14 protein-coding genes are annotated in these 14,937 nt (G+C 74.4%); 6 read left to right on the forward strand and 8 right to left on the reverse strand.

Annotated elements, in window-relative coordinates:
• Nucleotides 1-21: 21 nt before the first annotated feature.
• A complete protein-coding gene (locus OG702_RS32375) occupies nucleotides 22-555 on the reverse strand; it encodes an ATP-binding protein (protein ID WP_327293449.1) in 534 nt (177 codons plus the stop codon).
• 261 nt (nucleotides 556-816) lie between these two features.
• A complete protein-coding gene (locus tag OG702_RS32380; protein WP_327292510.1) occupies nucleotides 817-2,160 on the reverse strand; it encodes an aminotransferase-like domain-containing protein in 1,344 nt (447 codons plus the stop codon).
• Between the two features lie 127 nt (nucleotides 2,161-2,287).
• Between OG702_RS32380 and OG702_RS32385 the strand changes: the two genes are divergently transcribed.
• The 5 genes from OG702_RS32385 to OG702_RS32405 all read left to right on the forward strand — a co-directional run bounded on the left by OG702_RS32385 (nucleotide 2,288) and on the right by OG702_RS32405 (nucleotide 6,636).
• Nucleotides 2,288-3,115, forward strand: a complete 828-nt coding sequence (locus OG702_RS32385; RefSeq protein WP_442814651.1) for an alpha/beta fold hydrolase — start codon at nucleotides 2,288-2,290, stop codon at nucleotides 3,113-3,115.
• Between the two features lie 63 nt (nucleotides 3,116-3,178).
• Nucleotides 3,179-3,955, forward strand: a complete 777-nt coding sequence (locus tag OG702_RS32390) for a molybdopterin-dependent oxidoreductase (RefSeq protein WP_327292511.1) — start codon at nucleotides 3,179-3,181, stop codon at nucleotides 3,953-3,955.
• Nucleotides 3,939-4,589, forward strand: coding sequence for a cytochrome b/b6 domain-containing protein (locus tag OG702_RS32395; protein ID WP_327292512.1), 651 nt, complete (start codon nucleotides 3,939-3,941; stop codon nucleotides 4,587-4,589). The genes OG702_RS32390 and OG702_RS32395 overlap by 17 nt, the downstream gene beginning before the upstream one ends.
• A gap of 116 nt (nucleotides 4,590-4,705) precedes the next feature.
• Nucleotides 4,706-6,109: a hypothetical protein gene (locus tag OG702_RS32400; protein ID WP_327292513.1), complete on the forward strand. Its 1,404-nt coding sequence runs from the start codon at nucleotides 4,706-4,708 to the stop codon at nucleotides 6,107-6,109.
• An 80-nt stretch (nucleotides 6,110-6,189) separates the two neighbouring features.
• Nucleotides 6,190-6,636, forward strand: a complete 447-nt coding sequence (locus OG702_RS32405; RefSeq protein WP_327292514.1) for a hypothetical protein — start codon at nucleotides 6,190-6,192, stop codon at nucleotides 6,634-6,636.
• A 123-nt stretch (nucleotides 6,637-6,759) separates the two neighbouring features.
• On the opposite strand, the gene OG702_RS32410 is transcribed toward OG702_RS32405, so the two are convergent.
• From OG702_RS32410 to OG702_RS32430, 5 genes are all read right to left on the reverse strand, one after another.
• The gene (locus OG702_RS32410; RefSeq protein ID WP_327292515.1) at nucleotides 6,760-7,587 is read right to left on the reverse strand and encodes a DeoR/GlpR family DNA-binding transcription regulator; all 828 of its coding nucleotides are present in this window, start codon (nucleotides 7,585-7,587) and stop codon (nucleotides 6,760-6,762) included.
• Between the two features lie 139 nt (nucleotides 7,588-7,726).
• Nucleotides 7,727-10,138 (reverse strand): right-handed parallel beta-helix repeat-containing protein, encoded by a 2,412-nt coding sequence (locus OG702_RS32415; RefSeq protein WP_327292516.1) that lies wholly within the window; start codon nucleotides 10,136-10,138, stop codon nucleotides 7,727-7,729.
• Nucleotides 10,139-10,267: 129 nt separating this feature from the next.
• The gene (locus OG702_RS32420) at nucleotides 10,268-10,909 is read right to left on the reverse strand and encodes an Rv1733c family protein (RefSeq protein WP_327292517.1); all 642 of its coding nucleotides are present in this window, start codon (nucleotides 10,907-10,909) and stop codon (nucleotides 10,268-10,270) included.
• Nucleotides 10,910-11,015: 106 nt separating this feature from the next.
• Entirely contained in the window at nucleotides 11,016-11,843 is an 828-nt protein-coding gene (locus OG702_RS32425) for an MOSC domain-containing protein (protein ID WP_327292518.1), read from the reverse strand.
• Between the two features lie 30 nt (nucleotides 11,844-11,873).
• Nucleotides 11,874-12,437: a DUF6643 family protein gene (locus tag OG702_RS32430; RefSeq protein ID WP_327292519.1), complete on the reverse strand. Its 564-nt coding sequence runs from the start codon at nucleotides 12,435-12,437 to the stop codon at nucleotides 11,874-11,876.
• Nucleotides 12,438-12,728: 291 nt separating this feature from the next.
• On the opposite strand from OG702_RS32430, the gene OG702_RS32435 reads away from it, so the two are divergent.
• Nucleotides 12,729-13,667 (forward strand): Tellurium resistance, encoded by a 939-nt coding sequence (locus OG702_RS32435; RefSeq protein ID WP_327292520.1) that lies wholly within the window; start codon nucleotides 12,729-12,731, stop codon nucleotides 13,665-13,667.
• Nucleotides 13,668-13,738: 71 nt separating this feature from the next.
• Here the strand turns inward: OG702_RS32435 and OG702_RS32440 are convergent, their stop codons facing one another.
• Nucleotides 13,739-14,899: a glycosyltransferase gene (locus OG702_RS32440; protein WP_327293451.1), complete on the reverse strand. Its 1,161-nt coding sequence runs from the start codon at nucleotides 14,897-14,899 to the stop codon at nucleotides 13,739-13,741.
• Between the last annotated feature and the right edge of the window lie 38 nt (nucleotides 14,900-14,937).

Here is a 14,937-nt window from a genome sequence, read left to right on the forward strand (position 1 = left end):
AACGCGCCGCAGGTGCGGCGGTCAGGCCGCAGCGGCGACGGCGATCGGCTCGGCGACCGGCTCGGGCTCGGGCAGCGCTCGCTCGAAGGGCCGGGCCGTCCGCAGCGGAAGGAGCGTCGGCACCGCGAGCGGGGTGCGCAGGACGAACCACACGACCTTGCCCGTCTCCTCCGGCAGCAGGTCGGTGCCCCAGCTGTCGCTCATCGCCTCGACCATCGTCAGACCCCGCCCGGTGGTGGCCATCGGCTCCACCGGCCGCAGTTGCGGCAGTCGCGGGTCGTGGTCGGTGACGGCCACGGTGAGGCGGTCGCCGGCGAGGGTCAGCCGTACACCGCACTTCTTGTCCGGCTTGGCGTGCCGGTGCACGTTCGCCAGCAGCTCGCTGGTGGCGCTCGCGGCGGCTTCGACCAGCGGATCGAGGCGCCAGTAGCGCAGCTGCGCGGACACGATGCGGCGGATCTGCTGGATCCGGTACGGGTGCGCTTCGAGTTCGAGAGTGCACTCGCGTTCGGTTCGGTGGGTCGGGTCGGTCCTGTCGGTCTGATCGGCTTGCATGATCACGGCTGCGACTCCCTCCGCGGCTGGGCCGGGCCTCGCACATGCGGGGTTCCGCCTTGCGCCGCTCCGATGGGAACACCTGAGCGAAAATGCGTAGAGTGACTGCTACGACACTCCGTGATGCGATATCAGCGTCACCCGATGTGGCGAATCTCGCAACTCGTCGCGTAGGACGGCCGGGACCAGGCCTTTCGCCGCCCGCCGCGGGCCGACGCGGAATTCGGGGACGCCGGGCCGCACCGCCGACCGGCGGGGTCCTTACTCCGGCGCGACATCGTCGGGGCCGGTCCGTGCCAGGTCCGCCAGCGTGGCCAGTGCGCGGCGCAGCACCGGCGGCGGGGGTGAGGCGAGCCCCATCCGGACGGCGGCCGGCGTGCGGTGCGGCCCCACCACGAAGGACGCGGCCGGCGTGACCGCGATGCCGTGCCGGGCGGCGGCGGCCACGAAGGTGTCGGCACGCCACGGGGCGGGCAGCTCCCACCAGCAGAAGTACGATCCCGGCCCGGACCTCGTCGCCAGGCCGGCCAGGGCTTCCGCCGCGATCTGCTGCCGGTGGCGCGCGTCGGCCCGCTTGGCGGCGGCGATCGTCGTGGCGGTGCCGTCGGTCAGCCAACCGGTCGCCGCGGCAAGGGCGTAGCCGGCGCTCGCCCAGCCGCCGGAGCGCAGCGCGGCGCTCACCGCGGGGCGCAGCCCGGGCGGGGCGACGGCAAAGCCCACCGTCAGGCCCGGCGCGAGCCGCTTGGAGGTGCTGTCCACCAGGATCACCCGCTCGGGCGCGTAGGCCGCGAGCGGCGGCGGCGCGTCCTCGCGCAGGAAGGACCAGATCGCGTCCTCCACCGCGGTGAGCCCGGCCTCCGAGAGGGTTGCGGCCAGTTGGGCCCGGCGCGGGCCCGGCATCGTGACGCCCAGCGGATTGTGCAGGGTCGGCTGGAGGTAGACGCCGCCCAGCGGTGCCGCGCGGTGCGCGGCGAGCAGCGCACCGGGCAGCAGGCCGTCCCCGTCGCACTCCAGCGGCACCAGGGTGATGCCCAGCCGGGCGGCGACGGCCTTGACCACCGGATACGTCAGCGCCTCGACGCCCAGCCGTCCGCCCGGCCGCAGCAGCGCCGCGAGGGCGGCCGCGACGGCCTGCCTGCCGTTGCCTGCGAAGAGCACGGCCTCCGGGTCCGGCGCCCAGCAGGGCCCGCCGAGCAGCCCCGCGACCGCCGCACGGGCCGCCGGCGTGCCCGCGGCGCCGGACGGGCGCAGCGCCGCGGCCAGCACGTCGGGCCTGCCCAGCCGGGCGAGCCCGGCGGCGAGCAGCTCCGACTGTCCGGCGGTGACCGGGTAGTTGAGCTCCAGATCCACCCGTGCCGCGGTGGGTTCCGCGAGGGCCGGGTCCGCCGCGGGCGCGGCGGCCCGTACGAAAGTGCCGCGGCCCACCTCGCCGGTGACCAGGCCGCGGCGGGCCAGTTCGGCGTAGACCCGGCTCGCCGTGGACTCGGCGATCCCGTGCCGCCGCGCGAACGCCCGCTGCGTCGGCAGCCGGTCGCCCGGCCGCAGCCGCCCCGCGCTGATCTGTGCCGCCACCGCGTCGGCGGCCCGCCTGAAGTCCCGCGCCATGTCCCCGCCCCCGCCGTCAGGTCCTGCCCACGCGAGCTTATTGCACCGAGATCAAATCCGGTCATTGCCCTCGTGAATGCTCCGCACCTAGCATCGGGACGTCGGCCTGAAGAGGGGGAAACCGCAGGTGAGCACTGCTCTGGTCAACGGCGTCAGCATGAGCTACGACGACACGGGCGGCGGCGGTGAGGCGCTGCTGCTGGTGCACGGCCACCCCTTCGACCGCACCATGTGGCGCCCGCAGCAGCACGCGGCGCCCGGCCACCGGGTGATCACCCCCGACCTGCGCGGCTACGGCGGCAGCCAGGTCGTCCCCGGCGTGACCCCGCTCGACACCTTCGCCCGCGACCTCGCGGCGCTGCTCGACCGGCTGGACGTGGAGCGGGCGGTGCTGTGCGGGCTGTCGATGGGCGGGCAGATCGTGCTGGAGTTCCACCGGCTCTTCCCCGACCGGGTCGCCGGCCTCGTCCTCGCCGACACCTTCGCGCAGGCCGAGACCGACCAGGGCAGGCAGGAACGCAACGAGCGCGCCGACCAGCTGCTGCGGGACGGCATGGCGGGCTACGCGCACCAGGTCCTGGACTCCATGGTCTCGCCTGCGACGGTCGCGAACCTGCCGGAAGTGGCCGGGCACGTGCTGCGCATGATGCTCGCCGCACCCCCCGAGGGCGCCGCCGCCGCGCTGCGCGGGCGCGCGCAGCGCCCCGACTACACCGCCATGCTGCCGGCCGTCGCCGTGCCAACCCTCATCGTGGTCGGCAGGGAGGACGTCTTCACCCCCGTCGCCGACGCCGAGTTCCTGCACCGCCGCATCCCCGGCGCCCGGCTCGCCGTCATCGAGGGCGCAGGGCATCTGCCCAACCTGGAACGCCCCGCCGTCTTCAACGAGGCGCTGGCCGCCCTGCTCGCGACCGTACGGCAGGTCACACCGGCCCCGGCGGCACCGAAGATGTGACGGAATTCTGACGTCGCAGGACTGGCCCTGGTCAGATGGGCTCAGGCGTGCTCGAATCGATCCATGGACGACCGCACGCCACCGGTGAGGGCACCGGAGAAGCCCCCCACCCTCCCGCCCGGGCCTTCGGAGGAGGGACGGGGCGCACCCGTCGGACGGCGGGTGGTGCTCGGCATGCTCGGGCTCGGCGCGGTCGGCGTGGGCGTCGGCGGCGCCGTCCAGGGCAAGCTGGACTCCCTGCTGGCCTCGGTCAGCGCCGAGGACCCCACGGGCGTGACGGGACTGCTGCCCGGCGGCGGCGGATTCCGCTTCTACTCGGTGTCCAACTCCATCCCGCACCGCGGCGAGAGCGACTACCGGCTGACCGTCGGCGGCCTGGTCGACAAGCCGGCCGGCTACCGCCTCGCCGACCTGCGCGCCCTGCCGCAGACCCGGTTGGTGCGCGACGTGCAGTGCGTCACGGGCTGGCGGGTGCCGAAGACCGCCTTCTCGGGGGTCCGGCTGTCCACGCTGCTGGACGCGGCCGGGGTACGGGCCGGCGGCACCGCGATCCACTTCACCTGCTTCGACGGCGTCTACAGCGAGAGCCTGACCCTCGACCAGGCCCGCCGCGCCGACATCCTGGTCGCCCTCACCATGAACGACAAGCCGGTCACCGCCGCGCACGGCGGCCCCGTCCGGCTCTACGCGGCGCCGATGTACTTCTACAAGTCCGCGAAATGGCTGTCCGGCATCACCGTGACCAAGGACGTGGAGACCGGCTACTGGGAGCGCTACGGCTACGACGTGGACGCCTGGGTCGGCAAGTCGAACGGCCGCGGCGATGACCCCACGTCATGACGCCCCGGTGCCGACCGGACTGCGCCGCTTCACCCGCGCCGAGAGCTGGGTGCACCGCTCGGTGAGCTGGCTGCTGGGGATCTGCGTCTTCACCGGCGCCTGCCTGTACTTCCCGCCGCTCGCCGAGATCGTCGGCCGCCGCAGGACCGTGGTGACCCTGCACGAATACTCCGGGATCGCCGTCCCCGTGCCGGTGCTGCTCGGGCTGGTCTCCCGTGCCTTCCGCCGCGACCTCGGCCGGCTGGGCCGCTTCTTCCCGCACGACTGGCGCTGGCTGCGGGTCGCCCTGCGCCGGCGCAGGCGGGAGCCGAGCCTGGCGGGGAAGTTCAACGCGGGCCAGAAGCTCTACGCGGCCTTCGCCACCGGCGCGCTGCTGATCATGGCAGGCACCGGGCTGCTGATGTGGTTCCCGCGGCTCTCGCCGCTGGTGTGGCGCACCGGATCGACGTTCGTGCACGACTGGCTCGCCCTCGGCTTCGCCGCCGTGATCACCGGGCACGTCTGGTTCGCCAGCAAGGACCCCGAGGCGCGGCGCGGGCTGCGTACGGGATACGTACCGCGCTGGTGGGCGCGCGAGGAACACCCGCTGTGGCAGCCCGAGCCGCCGCAGGACCCGCCCGCGGAAGGCACCTGACCGGCCGTCAACCGCCGCCGCCCACACCGGCTTCGCGGCAGTTCTGTTACGGCCAGGACACCCGGCGGTCGCCCCCGGGTCACCCGCGTTTCGCGGTGCGCGCCTAGCTTCGCATCATGACGACGTCTCAGACGGCCCCGCCGGCGCAGGAGGTCACGGCCGCGGCGGGGGCCGCCACCGCCCCGGCGCCGCGGCCCGAGGCGTACCGGCCGCGCCGCCCGCGGCCGCTGGCGGCCGGCCCCCGGCGGCTCGGCCTTCGCACGGTCACCGCGCTGCTGGTCCTCGGCGCGCTGTGCGCGGTCGCCGTGCTGGGCGCGGTGGCGGTACGGCACGCCGCCGGACGGCTCGGCACCACCGTCGGCGACCGCGCCGCGGCTGCCGCGCAGCTGCGCTTCGAGCTCGCCGACCTCGACGCCCAGCGTGCCGACACCCTCGCGCCCGGCCGCTCCGCCACCGACCGGGACGTCATCGTCGGCAACCAGCTCAACGCCCTGATCACCGCACAGCAGCGCCGCGCCCACGTCAGCGACCTGCTCAGGCAGCTGGGCGCCGACCGGGACCAGGGCGCGCGGGTGGCGCAGCTGCTCGACGGCCTCGGCCGCTACGACGACCTCAGCGGCCGCGCCGCCTACGTCGCCGAGCAGGACCCCGACCAGGTCGCCGGCCACCCGCCGCGTTTCGCGGTGGCCCTGAACGTCCAGGCGGGCGACATCATGCACGACCAGCTGCTGCCCGCCGCCGACGCCCTGTCCGCGGCCTACCAGCGGCAGGCCGACGCGCAGCGGACCGCCGCCCACGACGCGGCGCTCCGCTGGGGTCTGGCGGTCGGCGGTCTCGGCCTGGCCACGGTCGCGCTGCTGCTGTGGTGGCAGTGGCAGATGGCCCGCGACTACCGCAGGCGGTTCAACCCGGCGCTGCTGGCGGCGACCGCCGCCGCCCTGGTCGTCGCGCTGGCCGGCGGGCTCGCGCTGACCGCCACCGCCGGCGCCGTGAACACCGCGGGGGAGCAGGGACTGCGGCCGTGGACCAGGCTGGCCGAGGCCCGCGCGGTCGCCGCGCAGGCAGCCGCGACCGAGAGCCGCTGGTTCGTGCACGACTCGGCGTTCGGCGCCGCCGACCAGCGGCAGTTCGACGCCCTCACCAAGCGGCTCGACGCCCTGCTGACGCCCGACGGCTACGCCACCGCCGCCGAGCGCCCCGCCTACCAGGACGTGCTGGCCCGCTACGGCCACTTCCGCGCTGACGACGACAGGTTGCGGGCGCTGAAGCGGGCCGGCCGCACCGAGGAGGCCGCGGCGGTGCTCACCGAGGTCGGCCGCGGGGACGTCGCCTTCGACTTCTGGGACTTCGCGACCACCCTCGACGTCCTCGCGGGCCGGCAGCTGGACGACTTCACGACCCACGCCGGCGACGCCCGGCACGCGCTCGACGGCTGGCCCGCGATCCCCGCAGGGGCGCTCGGCCTGGCCGCGGTGCTGGTGCTGCTCGGCGTACGTCCGCGGCTCGCCGAATACCGCTGAAGCAGCCAGGTACGGCTGGGACCGTACTTGTCACGTGCGGTGCGCGGCAGGTAGAAGTGGCGGGAAGTATCGATTCGCCGGTGGGGGACCGCGTGCAGCTCGCCGCCCCGGCCTGCCTGGACGGGACGAGAGCGCAGACCGTGACCACCGAACCCTCACCCGCGGCCGAGGAGCCGTCGCTGCCCGACGACGTATGGGAGCAGTTCGCCAACGACTCGGAGCGTGCGATACGGGCCACCGCCCCCAAGGAGCCATCCGCCCGCGCCAGGATCGTCGCCCGCCGGCTGCGAGAGGAGGACGAGCGGGCCGCGGAGGCGGAGCCGCGCCGCTGGGTGCGCCGCCGCCCGCAGCCGCCGCACACCCCCTCCCAGGCCGCCGCCGCCTGGCGCCCCGACAACCCCCCGCCCCGGCCCCCCATGTCGCCCACGGTCCGCCGCCTCCGCGCCCTGGCCGGCATCGTCGCGGTGGTCGCGGTGGTCCTCCTCGTCCTGGCCCCGGGCCGCGCCTGGTCCTGGATGACGCACTGACGCCCTGCCGTACTGAGCAGAGGCCGCCCAGGCGTCAGCTGGCGTGTTTGTCGGTCGGTCTTCCTCCTCGTTCCCTGCGCGGGCGGCCTCGTGCCTCGGCCGACCACTCCGGGAGCTCGGGCGTCAGCCCTCCGTGGGTTCGCCCGCCACGATCAGGTCCGACAGGTGCTCGGAGATCTCGGCCCTGAGCACCTCGGGGATGCCGGCGTCGGTCACCAAGGTGTCCACGTCCTCCAGGGCGGCGAAGGAACTCAGGCCGACGGTGCCCCACTTGGTGTGGTCGGCGATCACCACCACCCGGCGCGCGGAGCGCACGAAGTGCCGGTTCGTCTCGGCCTCCGCCAGATTCGGCGTGGACAGGCCCGCCTCCACCGAGATGCCGTGCACGCCGAGGAAGAGCAGGTCGAAGTGCAGTGCCTGGATGGCCCGGTCGGCCACCGGGCCGACCAGCGTCTCCGAGGGCGTACGCACCCCGCCGGTGATCACCACGGTGGCCGTCGCCTCCGCGTGGTTCGCGCCGGCCCGGCGCTGGCCGGACTGGAAGACGTCGGCGACCCGCACCGAGTTGGTGACCACGGTCAGGTCGGGGACGTCCAGCAGATGGTGCGCCAGCGCGTAGGCGGTCGTGCCGCCGGCCAGGGCGATCGCGCTGCCCGGCGGGACCAGCGCGGCCGCCGCCGTCGCGATCGCCTCCTTGGCGCCCAGCTCCAGCCCGGACTTCGCCTCGAAGCCCGGCTCGTGGCTGCTCGCCTCGACCACCGGCACGGCGCCGCCGTGCACCTTCTCGACCACGCCCTGCCGGGCCAGTGCGTCCAGGTCGCGGCGCACGGTCATGTCCGAGACGTTGAGCCTGCGGGTCAGCTCGTTGACGCGGACCCCGCCACGCCGGCGTACCTCGTCCAGGATCAGTGCACGGCGCTGCTCCGCGAGGAGGTTCTGGTTGTCGCTCACCCGTGACCTCGTATCGTCCGTCTCGTTGTGTGCGATGCCGTCTGCCGGCGCGCTGCGCTCATCCTTCCACGCACCGCGCCGTGCGGTGTATGCCGGGCCGCGGGTCGCAGCGTCCGTCCGGCGGCGGGGCCGCCACCGCTCAGGGCAGTTCCGGCAGATCCTCCGGGTAGAGCAGCTGCAGCTCGTCGTGGGTCGGCTCGGCGACGTGGGCGAGCCGCATCGCGTGCCGCTCCACCATCGCCTCGAACGTCTGCCGGGCCGCCCTGCCGTTGCCGAAGGCCGGGCCCTTGGGGAGCGCGGTGAAGTACTTGAGCAGCGCGTCGCCCGCGTCCTCGCCCAGCCGGTACTCGTGCTCGGTGGCCTGCGACTCCACGATGCTCAGCAGCTCCTCCGAGGTGTAGTCGCCGAAGGTGATCGTCCGCGAGAAACGCGACGCCACACCCGGGTTCGACGCCAGGAAGCGCTCCATCTCCGCGGTGTAGCCGGCCACGATCACCACCACCGCGTCCCGGTGGTCCTCCATCAGCTTCACCAGGGTGTCGATGGCCTCCCTGCCGAAGTCCCGCCCGGCGTCCTCCGGCGCCAGCGCGTAGGCCTCGTCGATGAACAGCACCCCGCCGCGCGCCCGTTCGAAGGCCTCCTGGGTCCGGATCGCGGTGGACCCGATGTGCTCGCCGACCAGGTCGACCCTGGCCACCTCCACCAGATGGCCGCGCTCCAGCACGTCGAGCGAGGCCAGGATCTCGCCGTACAGCCGGGCCACCGTCGTCTTGCCAGTGCCTGGGGAGCCGGTGAAGACCAGGTGCCGGCGCGGGGACGGCGCCTTGAGCCCGGCCTGCTGGCGGCGACGGCCCACCGCGATCATGTCGATCAGGGTGCGCACCTCGCGCTTGACGCTGTCCAGGCCGACCAGGGCGTCCAGTTCGCCGAGCACCTCGTCGCTCTCCCTGGCCGCCGGCACGACCGCCGTCTCGGCCTCCGCGGGGCGCTGTTGCGGCACCCCGCCGAGCAGGCCGTACGACTGCGCCGCGGGCTGCCGGTCGGGTGCGGCGGGCATCGGGACGGGCGCGGGGGCGGGTTCCGGCTCGGCGGTACGGTCGCTGGTGCAGCCCTCGGTGACCGGGCCGGGCTCGGCGAACTCGTAACCGCCGCGCGCGCAGCGCTCGGTACGGCAGCGGGTCAGCGTGGACCTGCAGCCGTCGATGACGTGGAAGCCGTAGCCCTTGCTGCCGGTCACCCGGCAACCGGTGAAGGTGCCGCGGCCCTCGGCCGACACGTAGATGCCCGACTCGGTGGCGTTGGTGACCGTGCAGCGGTCGAGCGCGGGGTCCGCGCCCTTGGTGACGATCACGCCGGTCGCGATGTCGTCTATGGTCACCTGCGCGAACGTGCCGCCGCTGCCGTGGTCGCGGAACCAGGCGCCGGTCGCGGCCTCCTTGATCCGGCAGTCGTCCAGCTGGACGTTGGCGCCGTCGCTGACCGACACCGCCGTGTTGCGGATCTGCGTGAAGTCGCTGTCCACGACGTCCGCGCGGGAGCCGCGGTCCAGGACGAACAGCGCGTCCGGCACGTCGTGCACCCGGCAGGCGTCCAGTATCGCCACCGCGCCGTCGCTGACCCACACCGCCGGGTAGTCGCCGGTGCTGTCGTGGATCTCGCACTGGTTGGCGTCGGCCCTGGTCCCCGGGTCCCACACCGACAGGCCGTTGCGGCCGAAGCGGCGGACGGCGGAGCGGGTCAGCGTCAGCACCGAGCGGGCCCGCAGGTCCACCGCGTTCTCCGGGATGTCGTGGATGTCGCAGTCGGACATCGCCAGCACCGCGTCGGTGTCGAGCGAGACGCCGTCGCCGGTGCTGCGGTGCACCTGGCAGTCGGTGAGGTGCCCCGACGCCCGCTGCGACAGATGCACCCCGGTCCCGTGGATCTCGTAGATCTCGCAGCCCAGCGCCTCGATCGAACTGTGCTCGCCGGTGACGGACAGACCCGAGCCCGAGGCGTGGTGCACCCGGCACCGCTCCAGCCGGGGGCTGCCGCCGCCGCGCACCGAGACACCGCTCTGGCCGGCCGAGACCACCTCGCAGTCCTCGAAGAGGCCGCCCGCCTCGTCCAGCACGCTGATGCCGAGACCCGCCGGGTTGTCGACCGTGCAGCGCCGCACCGTCGGGCGCGCGCCGTCCCGCACTTCGAGGCCGACCGCGGAGCGGGTGCTGATCCGCAGGCCCGTCAGCTCCGGGGCGCAGGCCTCCACCAGCAGGGCGGCGGCGGTGCTGTCCTGGCCCTCGACCAGCAGGTCGTGCACGCCGGCCGCCGCGCGTACGGTCAGCGCCACGCCGGAGGCCGGCGCGATACGGACGGTGCCAGGCCCCTCCGCGCAGCGCAGGGTGACCGCCTGGTCGATCACCAGATTCTCCCGGTAGGTGCCGGGGGACACCGACAGCACGTCGCCGTCGCCCGCCGCCTCCAGGGCGGCCGCCACGGTGCCGTACTCACCTGTGCGGCGGCGCCACCGCGAACTGCTCGGGTTCGTGACCTGCACCACGCCATGTGCCATCGGGCTGCTCTGCCCCCACCTCTTGCGTCTGCCGACCGGGGGATCAACCGTAGCGCGCGCGGAGGCCGCTCGTTGACGACAACCCGTCAGGTGGACACCGCGGGCCGCCGCGGCGGCCTGGGCGGCCGCTCAGCCGCCTGCGCCGGCCCGGCCCCAGTCCTGGCCGACCCTGGCCCATTCGCGCTCCCAGGAGTCCATCCTGCGCCGCATGAGCCGCCACACCAGCAGCTGCCGGGACATCAGCAGCAGGCCGCCGACGGCGGAGCCGGTGGCCACGCCCGCCAGGATGGCGTGCGTGGAGGCGGTGGCGTCGTCCATCGGTGGCGGAACGAGCGTGCCGGCCCGGTCGGTCCACAGCAGCAGCTGGTCGCCGTGCCAGACCTCCAGGCCGACCGGCACCTTCGCGGTGTGCGGCGAGTTGTCGGGGGCGATCCAGTGCAGCTCGTCGCCGTGGCGCGGATCGGAGTCGGCGCCGGCCGCGGCCACGGCGGCTGCCGCCTTCGACGACCCGGGTGCCACGCCGGCGCCGGCCGCGGCCGGGGACTGCACCACGGCGGCGGGCACCAGGCTGCGCTCGACGCGCTGCGTGCGCACCACCCGTTGCAGGGTGCGGTCGACGGACTGCCCCGCCCACCAGCCGATCAGCGGGACGGTACAGAGCAGGAGGGCGGTGACCACGCCCAGCCACGCCTCCACGACGTCGGAGCGCCGCCGCAGCGGATTGCGCCGCCACCGCCACCCGCGCTTGGTGAGCCTTGTGGGACGAGCCATGGCCGACCACCCCCTTCACCCGTTCAACTACCGCAAACGGCGCGACTCATGCGTGTGGTCCGGCATCCATCCCCCCTGGGGCCGCGGGGGATGACGCATCGACGCGTTACTCCAGTGTGGTCAACGGATCGCCCACGCGCAGGGTTCCGGAATGTTCGGGAATCAGATTCTGGCCGAAGATGAGCCCCGAGCCGATCCTGCGGTGCCGGGCAAGGGTGCGCAGCGGCTCCTTGCCGCGGGCGCCGCTGCCCTGGTCGGTGGTCGTCACCACGCAGCGCGCACAGGCCTTGGGCACGCGGAAGGACACCTCGCCGATCCGCACCCGCCGCCAACCGTCCTCCGTCCAGGGGCCGGTGCCGTCGATCACCGCGTTCGGCCGGAAACGGTTCATCGGCAGCGGGCCCTCCACCGCCCGGTCGCCCGCGGCGATCAGCGCGTTCAGCGCGTCGAGCGAGGCGGTAGTGGTGATCAGCAGCGGATAGCCGTCGGCGAGGCTGACGGTCTCGCCGTTCGACGCGTAGAGCGGGTCGATCGGCCGGCGGACCGCCGGGTCGTCCAGATGCACCAGCCGGACCGGCGTACCGAGGAAGCCGGAGAACCACGCGTCGGCCTCGTAGCCGGCCGGCAGCACGTCGATCTTCCCGGAGAAGAGCCGCACCGTCCGCAGCGGCCCCGCGGCGGGCGGCACGACGGTGAGCGGCGGTTGTCCGGGCCCGGTCAGCCGCAGGCCGCCACCCCCCACGGGCAGTGCGGCGAGCAGCGTCAGACGTGGTTGTTCACGCTGTGTCAGTGCGGTGTCGGTCTCGGCGTCGACCAGCATCCATCGGCGGTCCCCCGCGAGCCCCCACGGCTCCACGACCGCCTGGTGCACGTCGACAGCGCGCAGCGACTTCACCGGGTAGATGCTCAGCGCGCTGAGCCGGGGCGTGGTCATGACGCCATCCTGCCAGCCGCCGTGGTGGGATCAGCCCTGGTAGTAGCCTCCGCCGCCCTGGCCGAGGTTGCGCCTCGGGTACTGCTCCTCGGGGTGTCCGCCGGGCACCTGGCGCGGCGGTACCGGACGCGGCGGCACCGGACGGGCCGCCTCGTAGCCGCTGGGCGAGGGCTGCGGCGGCATCGCCGGGTAGCCGTTGCCGCCGCCGTTCCCGTTCGGGTAGCCGTTGCTGCCGTTGCTGCCGTAGCCGCCGCGCTGCGGGGCCTGCTGCGGGATGTACGGCGCCGGCGGCTGCTGGTACCCGCCGCCCGGGTAGCCGCCCTGCGCCGGCTGCGGCTGCTGGTACGACGGCGATGACGGTCCCGACGGCAGCGCGGGAAGCGCGGGCAGGGCCGGCAGGTTGCTTCCTCCGCTGTACCCGTTGCTCAGACCCGTGTCGTAACCGGAGTACGGCGACGGTACGCGGATCGGGGCGATCTGCGGGGTGCCGCGCTCGGCCACCAGGCTGTCGTAGATCGGGGTGTCGGGGAAGGACGAGGACGAGGGGTTGTAGCCGCCGTAGCCGCCACCGTACGAACCGCGGGGGGTGGTCATGAGCCATAAGTTAAGCCCACGATGTGGTCGTTGGGGAGACCGATTAGAGGGTTGTTTGACGGTCGGGGAGTGACGTCAAGTCCCCAATATGAGCGAATCCCCGGAAACCGGTCAGGTCGGCATGGTGTGATCAGGTAAAAGGCGTGCGTCCGCAGGGTCGCAGGGGGGTCGTGACGCACCGGGGGAGGGATCGTCATGTTGCTTCGCAGGGGGGAGAGTGTCCGGTTGCCGACCGCCGAAGTCCGATTGGAGTTCGGTCGGGGGACCGGTCCTGGCATACCCCGGGCCGACATGTGCGCGCTTCTGCTCGCCGGCCGGGCGCCGCGCGGCGCCGGTGATCTCGTGGACGCCGAGGTGCCGCGGCACGAGTCGGGGGCGGTCACCCACCGCCGCGAGAGCGCCGGCGACGGCGGCGTCCTCGACACCCTCGTCCTCGATCTCGCGTCACTCGAAAGAGCCGTCACCGCGGTGCTCGTGGTGATACGCGCCGAGGGCGGACCGCTCGGCCGCATCCCCGCCCTGCGGCTGCGGGCGCTGGCCGAGGGCGTGCGGCCGGTGCGGCTGGACTGCGGCGGGGTCACCGGCGGGCGGATGCTGGTCGTCGGCGAGTGCTACCGCGACGCGGAGGGCGGCCGGTGGCGGCTGCGCGCGGTCACCCTGACCGCCCCGCTGCTCCCGTCGGCGCCGCGGCACGCGCCGCCCGCACCCGTCGGGCTGCCCACCGCCGGCACGTGCGTCGGGCCCGGGCTGCTGCGGATCGGCTTCCGCGCGGAGGGTGGGTCGGGCGAGGACGTCGACCTGTGCGCGCTGTTCGAACTCGCGGACGGCCGCAAGGGGGTCGTCCAGCCGCTCGGCGGCGCCGCCGGGGCGCTGCGGCTGCCGCCGTACGTCCGGCTCGACGACGACAGCCTGACCGTCAACCTCGACCAGGCGGAGCGGTTCCGGCGCGTCCTGGTCTTCCTCACGCTGCGCGGCGCGGGGCGCAGCTTCGCGGACGTGCGCGGCACGGTCACGGTGCGGCCCGACCACGGGCCGCCGCAGGACTTCGCCCTGGACCCCGGAGGGCCCGACTCGACGGCCTGCGTACTGCTGCTTCTCACCGGGGAGGAGGACGCCCTGCGCGTCCGGCGCGAGGCGCGGCACCTCGCGGTGCGGCGGGGGGTCAGCCCGCAGCGGATCGTGGACTACGCCTACGGCTGGGGTCTGGTCTGGACCCCGGCCGATGTCTAGGTCGCGAGGAGCCCGCACGTCCTGCGTCCGCTGCCCCGGCGGGGTGCCACTTGGGAGGGGCGGCCCAGGGGTCAGGTCAGGTCGGGGCGGGAGTAGGTGCGGCCCTTCCAGGCCGCACCGCGGCCGCGGTAGTGCTGGACGGCGGAGTCGACCGTCATCAAAAGGTAGAGCGCCGCGGTGTAGGGGAGCGTGGGGGCGAGCCACCACCGCTGGCCGTAGTAGCGCAGCATCGGCAGATACGTCGCCGTCATGACCGCCCACGCGGCGACGCCCAGGCCGCACACGGCCCAGGCCCCGTCGGCGGCGCCGCCGACGGCTGCGACCGGCGGGACGAGGTAGATCAGCGCCAGGCCGGCCACCGTGCCGGCCAGCAGTGCCGGGCTGTGGCGGAGTTGGGCGTAGGCGCTGCGCGAGACCATCCGCCACAGCTCGCCGAGGTGCGGGTAGGGCCGGATGCTGTCCACCTGGTCGGCGAGGCCGAGCCAGATCCGGCCGCCCGAGCGCCGTACCGCACCGGCGAGGGCCACGTCGTCGATGACGGACTGCCGGATGCTGTCGGGGACGCCCGCCGCGTCCACGGCCGTGGCGCGGATCAGGACGCAGCCGCCGGCCGCCGCCGCGGTCCTGGACCGCGGGCGGTTGATCCAGCGGAAGGGGTAGAGCTGCGCGAAGAAGTAGACGAACGCCGGGACGATCAGCCGCTCCCACCCGGTCTCGACCCGCAGCCTGGCCATCTGCGACACCATGTCGAGGTCCGCGCCGACCGCCGCCGCGACCAGCGCGCGCAGGCTCTCCGGCCGGTGTGCGATGTCCGCGTCGGTGAGCAGCAGGAACTCCGCCCCGGTGCGCTCGCGTGCGAGCGCGACACCGTGGCGTACGGCCCACAGCTTGCCCGTCCAGCCCGCCGGCGGCTCGCCGGGGGAGGAGACCGTCAGCGGCAGCCCGCCGTGCCCCGCCGCCAGTCCGCGGGCCGTCTCCCCGGTGCCGTCGGTGCTGCCGTCGTCGACCAGGAAGACCTCGGCCCGGCCGGGATACCGCTGCGCGAGCAGCGACGGCAGGCTCAGCCCGAGCACCGCGGCCTCGTCCCGCGCGGGCACCACGACGGCCACCGCCGGCCAGGCGGCCGGCTCGGCGGTGTGCCGCGGCAGCCGTACGTCCGTGCGCCAGAAGAAGCCCTGTCCCAGCAGCAGCCACACCCACACCAGCAGGGACAGCCCTGCGATCACTGTCATCACCGTCACTCGCCGCAGTCTGCCGCACGCCGGGTGCC

The organism is Streptomyces sp. NBC_01198, from assembly GCF_036010485.1.
GTDB lineage: Bacteria > Actinomycetota > Actinomycetes > Streptomycetales > Streptomycetaceae > Actinacidiphila.

What these genes read in the sequence shown, in the direction of transcription:
- OG702_RS32375 (WP_327293449.1), bottom strand. Translation starts at nt 555, where the DNA reads ATGCAAGCCGATCAGACCGACAGGACCGACCCGACCCACCGAACCGAA.
- OG702_RS32380 (WP_327292510.1), bottom strand. Translation starts at nt 2,160, where the DNA reads ATGGCGCGGGACTTCAGGCGGGCCGCCGACGCGGTGGCGGCACAGATC.
- OG702_RS32390 (WP_327292511.1), top strand. Translation starts at nt 3,179, where the DNA reads ATGGACGACCGCACGCCACCGGTGAGGGCACCGGAGAAGCCCCCCACC.
- OG702_RS32395 (WP_327292512.1), top strand. Translation starts at nt 3,939, where the DNA reads ATGACCCCACGTCATGACGCCCCGGTGCCGACCGGACTGCGCCGCTTC.
- OG702_RS32400 (WP_327292513.1), top strand. Translation starts at nt 4,706, where the DNA reads ATGACGACGTCTCAGACGGCCCCGCCGGCGCAGGAGGTCACGGCCGCG.
- OG702_RS32415 (WP_327292516.1), bottom strand. Translation starts at nt 10,138, where the DNA reads ATGGCACATGGCGTGGTGCAGGTCACGAACCCGAGCAGTTCGCGGTGG.
- OG702_RS32420 (WP_327292517.1), bottom strand. Translation starts at nt 10,909, where the DNA reads ATGGCTCGTCCCACAAGGCTCACCAAGCGCGGGTGGCGGTGGCGGCGC.
- OG702_RS32425 (WP_327292518.1), bottom strand. Translation starts at nt 11,843, where the DNA reads ATGACCACGCCCCGGCTCAGCGCGCTGAGCATCTACCCGGTGAAGTCG.
- OG702_RS32430 (WP_327292519.1), bottom strand. Translation starts at nt 12,437, where the DNA reads ATGACCACCCCCCGCGGTTCGTACGGTGGCGGCTACGGCGGCTACAAC.
- OG702_RS32435 (WP_327292520.1), top strand. Translation starts at nt 12,729, where the DNA reads ATGTGCGCGCTTCTGCTCGCCGGCCGGGCGCCGCGCGGCGCCGGTGAT.
- OG702_RS32440 (WP_327293451.1), bottom strand. Translation starts at nt 14,899, where the DNA reads ATGACAGTGATCGCAGGGCTGTCCCTGCTGGTGTGGGTGTGGCTGCTG.